We start from the raw sequence: 4,915 nt of genomic DNA on the forward strand, positions 1-4,915 counted from the left end.
GGAATGCGCCACCGGCGCCTACGGCTCCGGGGGCGGCTCCGCCGGCGGGCTCCAACACCGCGGGTGTTGCAGCCCGTCGGTAACCGGAATGCCCGGACACCTGTGCTTGAAGCTGACCGGTTCGTTGTCCGGCGACCGGGGGCTCTACTCCCACTCGACCAGGTACCCCAGGTGCCGTACGCATCCCCCGTCGGCGACCAGCGTCGGCTCCCCCGAGTACCAGTCGGGCCGCAGCGACAGCTCGATGCCGTGGTCGTCCGTCGCCCGGACCCCCGGCAGGCCGGCTCCCGGCTCGCCCTTTCCGGGGGCGGGGACGTCCTCCACCGTCAGGCCCTGCGCAGACCATTTCTCGCGGAGCGTGTCGACCGCTGCCTCGTATGAGGCGCGGCTCGCGAAGTCGGGCGCCCAGGTGACGGTCGGCTGGTCACGGGTGACGCCCTCGGAGTCGCGACCGAGGTCGTCCTTGCAGGAGGCGTTGGCCGTGTCGTGCCGGTCCACCACCGACGCGGGGTCCACCCCCAGCCGCCGGACCGCGTCCTCGCCCGCCTCCTGAGTGAGCCTCAGGTGCTCGTGGAACTCCGCTTCCGACATCACCCGGCCGCCGGTCAGCCACGCGCAGCCCAGGACGAGTACCGCGACGAGCAGCACCATCGCCGCACCGCCCACGACGAGTGCCCCGGTGCGGCGCCGACGGAGCGGCGCGGGGTCCGGGGAGTGCGTGGCGGGAGAGGGTGTCGTCGTCATGGGCCCATCCCAACAAGCGGATCCCGCCGGGCAGCACCGCTCCCGTACTCAGACGCCGGTGAGTACACGGGACGCCCGCGCACTTGACCTCGCGGTCCCGTGCGGCCTCGTACCAGAGACGACGCATTGCCGCTGCAGCAGCGGCAGCGGCAACGGCAACGGCAACGGCAACGGCAACGGCAACGGCAGCGGGAGGTTCAGGCCCCGGATCCGGGCAGCACAGAGTGAGACAGCTCACCCAGTTTCGATTCCTGCCGAAAGATCACCTCGAAGCAACGAGAAGACCCCCGTCGTCCTGCGTTTCAGCAGGTCAACGGGGGTCTCACTTCGCGTGGCGGCGCCAGGATTCGAACCTGGGTAGGCTAAGCCGACGGATTTACAGTCCGCTCCCATTGGCCACTCGGGCACACCGCCATGGGATGTCGCGCTGGAGGGCCGCTATTCGGCGGTGCTCCGTGGCAACGACGTAAACGATACCTGATGCCCAGGGGTGCTTCGCCACCGGATTGATCAGCCCTCGGGGCGGGTGCGGGTGGCTAGGCTTTGCGGTGGCGGTCCGGGCAGCCCGGCCGTACCTCTACGCACCCGATACAAGGAGCCACAGGACATGGCCGACTCCAGTTTCGACATCGTCTCGAAGGTCGAGCGGCAGGAGGTCGACAACGCCCTCAACCAGGCCGCCAAGGAGATCTCGCAGCGCTACGACTTCAAGGGCACCGGCGCCACGATCGAGTGGTCCGGCGACAAGATCCTGATGCAGGCGAGCGGTGAGGAGCGGGTCAAGGCGATCCTCGACATCTTCCAGTCCAAGCTGATCAAGCGCGGTATCTCGCTGAAGTCGCTGGACGCGGGCGAGCCGCAGCTCTCCGGCAAGGAGTACAAGATCTTCGCCTCGATCGAGGAGGGCATCTCCCAGGAGAACGCCAAGAAGGTCGCCAAGGTCATCCGTGACGAGGGTCCGAAGGGCATCAAGGCGCAGGTGCAGGGCGACGAGCTGCGGGTCAGCTCGAAGAGCAGGGACGACCTGCAGACCGTGATCGCGCTGCTGAAGGGCAAGGACTTCGACTTCGCGCTGCAGTTCGTGAACTACCGCTGATCGCCGCACCGGCGGTTCCCGGGCGCTCGGGGGCGGTGGCGGCCTGGTCGCTCCGCCCCCGCCTCGCGTTCCGGGCGTGATGTCCGAATACCGCCAGCCGGAGCGGGGCTGCCGACGCAGACTCGTAGCCGCAGGACCGTACGAGGAGAGGACGGAGCCATGACGGTGTACGCGACGGTCGACAGTCCGCTGGGTGAGCTGCTGCTGGTCGGCGAGGAGTCGGCGACCGCCGTGGGCGGTACCGCACTCGCCTCGCTGTCGCTGCCCGGACAGAAGGGCGCGGCCGAGGTCCAGGACACCTGGCGGCACGACCCGGAGGCGTTCGAGGAGATCGCCGGGCAGCTCCGGGCGTACTTCGCCGGTGAGCTGACGCACTTCGCGATCGAGTACGCGCAGGGCTCCGGCACCGACTTCCAGCGGCGCGTCTGGCGGGCGCTGGAGGAGATTCCGTACGGAGAGACGGTGGCGTACGGGCAGATCGCCGAGCGGGTCGGCTCCGCGGGGGCCGGCGTACGGGCCGTGGGGACCGCTATCGGGCGCAACCCGCTGCTGGTCGTACGGCCGTGCCACCGGGTGATCGGTGCCGATGGCGCGCTTCGCGGCTACGCGGGCGGGCTGGAGAGCAAGGAGCGGCTGCTCGGGCTGGAAGGCGCGCTGGTGTCGTGACCGCCGGGCTCTTCCCCAGGGAGCGGGCCGTGATCGCGCCCGGGGCGGTGCACATGCCCGGGTGGCTGTCGGCCGCGCGGCAGCGGAAGCTGGTCGGGGCGTGCCGCGACTGGGCGCGGGGGCCGGTACCGATCCGGCACACCAGGCTGCCGCGCGGCGGCGTGATGTCCGTGCAGACGGTGTGCGTGGGCTGGCACTGGCAGCCGTACCGGTACACGCGCACGGCGGACGATGTGAACGGCGCGGTGGTCGCCGAGTTCCCCGACTGGCTGGTGGAGTTGGGGCGGGAGGCACTGGTCGAGGCCTACCGGGACGTGGCCGCCCACGGCGACGTCGAGGCGGGCGAGGCGTACACACCGGACACGTACACACCCGACACGTACACGCCGGACACCGCGCTGATCAACTTCTATGACGGCGACGCGAGGATGGGCATGCACCAGGACAAGGACGAGCGGTCCGATGCCCCGGTGGTGTCGCTGAGTATCGGCGACACCTGCGTCTTCCGCTTCGGCAACACCGAGAACCGAGGGCAGCCCTACACGGACGTGGAGCTGGTGTCCGGGGACCTGTTCGTCTTCGGCGGGGCCTCGCGCTTCGCGTACCACGGGGTTCCGAAGGTGCGTCCGGGCACGGCCGATCCGGCGCTGGGCCTGACCGGCCGGCTGAACATCACCCTCCGGGAGACCGGGCTCCAGGGCTGAGCTCAGGCCCTACCGGGAACGCGAGTGGCCGAACAGGATCCGGTACGCGATCAGCAGCACAAGCGCACCGCCGATGGCGGACACCCATGTGGCGCCGTCGTAGAACTCCTTGGTGATCGGCCGGTCGAGGAAGCGGGACGATATCCAGCCGCCGATGAAGGCGCCCGCGATACCGATGACGGTGGTGCCGATCAGTCCGCCCGGGTCGCGCCCGGGCAGCAGGATCTTGGCGATGATCCCGGCGAGCAGCCCCAGGACGATCCAGCTGATGAAGCCCATGCCGTGCCCAGCCTTTCTTCGTGCACGTTCCTCGTGCGGTGTTGTTCTCTTCAGACGCCCCGCGGACGGGGCGCGGTTGCGACGATCCGTAGGGTGCTGCACATGACACAGGAGCTGCGACGGTCACTGGGCGTGTTCGACGCCGTCGTCATCGGGCTGGGCTCGATGGTCGGAGCCGGGATCTTCGTGGCGCTGGCGCCCGCGGCCGGGGCCGCCGGCTCCGGGCCGCTGCTGCTCCTGGGACTGGGGCTGGCCGCGGTGGTGGCGTACTGCAACGCGATGGCGTCGGCACGGCTCGCGGCCCGGTACCCCGCGTCGGGCGGGACCTATGTGTACGGGCGGGAGAGGCTCGGCCCGTTCTGGGGCTGTCTGGCGGGCTGGGGGTTCGTCGTCGGCAAGACCGCCTCGTGCGCGGCGATGGCGCTGACCGTCGGTGCGTACGTCTGGCCCTCACAGGCGCATGCGGTGGCGGTCGCCGCGGTCGTGGCGCTGACTGCCGTGAACTACGGGGGCGTTCAGAAGTCGGCGTGGCTGACCCGGGCGATCGTGGCGGTCGTGCTCGCGGTCCTGGCGGCGGTGGTCGTCTCCTCCCTCACATCGGTGTCGGCGGATCTCGGGCGGCTTGAGGCGGGCGGCTCGGGCGGCGGCGCGGGAGGCGTCCTGCAGGCCGCCGGGCTGCTGTTCTTCGCGTTTGCCGGGTACGCGCGGATCGCCACCCTCGGCGAGGAGGTACGGGACCCGGCCCGGACGATCCCGCGGGCGATTCCACTGGCGCTCGGTATCGCGCTCGCCGTGTACGTATGTGTCGCGGTGGCGGTCCTTTCCGTGCTGGGGGCGGGGCAGTTGGGGCAGGCGACGGCTCCGCTGGCGGATGCCGTACGGGCGGCCGGGGTGGAGTGGCTGGCCCCGGTGGTGCGGGTGGGCGCGGCGGTGGCCGCGCTCGGCTCGCTGCTGGCGCTGATCCTCGGTGTCTCGCGTACGACGCTGGCGATGGCCCGGGACGGCCACCTTCCGCGCACGCTCGCGGCCGTCCACCCCCGCTTCCAGGTGCCGCACCACGCGGAGGCGGCGGTGGGTGCGGTGGTGGCTGTGGTCGCGGCGACGGCCGATGTGCGGGGTGCGATCGGCTTCTCTTCGTTCGGTGTGCTCGTGTACTACGCAATTGCCAACGCCTCTGCCTGGACGCTCAGTTCCAGGTGGCGAGTTCTCGCCGGGTGCGGGCTCGCGGGGTGCCTGACGCTGGCCTTCGCCCTGCCGCTGTCCTCGGTGGTGTCGGGGGCGGCGGTACTGGCGGTGGGGGCCGGTGCGTACGCGGTACGGGCCCACTGGAGCCGATAGCGCGGCACCGGGGACGGGGCGCCGCCAGTCGGCCCGGGCCCCTGTCCGGCCTGACCGGCCGGAAAGGGCCAGAGTGTGTCTTCAAAGT

Annotated in this window: 6 protein-coding genes and 1 tRNA gene; 4 read left to right on the top strand and 3 right to left on the bottom strand. The window is 70.9% G+C overall.

The features are described 5' to 3' along the window. Window positions 1-144 precede the first annotated feature (144 nt). Window positions 145-744: a hypothetical protein gene (locus tag ACWGI8_RS39485; protein WP_453668269.1), complete on the bottom strand. Its 600-nt coding sequence runs from the start codon at window positions 742-744 to the stop codon at window positions 145-147. Window positions 745-1,076: 332 nt separating this feature from the next. Next, a tRNA-Tyr gene (locus ACWGI8_RS39490) sits at window positions 1,077-1,158 on the bottom strand. Window positions 1,159-1,351: 193 nt separating this feature from the next. Between ACWGI8_RS39490 and ACWGI8_RS39495 the strand changes: the two genes are divergently transcribed. The 3 genes from ACWGI8_RS39495 (at window position 1,352) to ACWGI8_RS39505 (ending at window position 3,210) form a co-directional block, all read left to right on the top strand. Beyond that, entirely contained in the window at window positions 1,352-1,840 is a 489-nt protein-coding gene (locus tag ACWGI8_RS39495) for a YajQ family cyclic di-GMP-binding protein (protein WP_453668270.1), read from the top strand. Between the two features lie 159 nt (window positions 1,841-1,999). Then, on the top strand, window positions 2,000-2,506 hold the full coding sequence (locus ACWGI8_RS39500) for a methylated-DNA--[protein]-cysteine S-methyltransferase (RefSeq protein ID WP_453668271.1): 507 nt from the start codon (window positions 2,000-2,002) through the stop codon (window positions 2,504-2,506). Window positions 2,507-2,559: 53 nt separating this feature from the next. Next, entirely contained in the window at window positions 2,560-3,210 is a 651-nt protein-coding gene (locus ACWGI8_RS39505) for an alpha-ketoglutarate-dependent dioxygenase AlkB family protein (protein WP_453668274.1), read from the top strand. Between the two features lie 9 nt (window positions 3,211-3,219). Here ACWGI8_RS39505 and ACWGI8_RS39510 read toward each other — a convergent pair whose 3' ends face one another. Beyond that, window positions 3,220-3,489, bottom strand: coding sequence for a GlsB/YeaQ/YmgE family stress response membrane protein (locus ACWGI8_RS39510; protein WP_453668272.1), 270 nt, complete (start codon window positions 3,487-3,489; stop codon window positions 3,220-3,222). A 102-nt stretch (window positions 3,490-3,591) separates the two neighbouring features. Between ACWGI8_RS39510 and ACWGI8_RS39515 the strand changes: the two genes are divergently transcribed. Beyond that, window positions 3,592-4,827, top strand: coding sequence for an APC family permease (locus tag ACWGI8_RS39515; RefSeq protein WP_453668273.1), 1,236 nt, complete (start codon window positions 3,592-3,594; stop codon window positions 4,825-4,827). The last annotated feature ends 88 nt before the right edge of the window (window positions 4,828-4,915 follow it).

It is taken from the genome of Streptomyces sp. NPDC054841, from assembly GCF_053611045.1.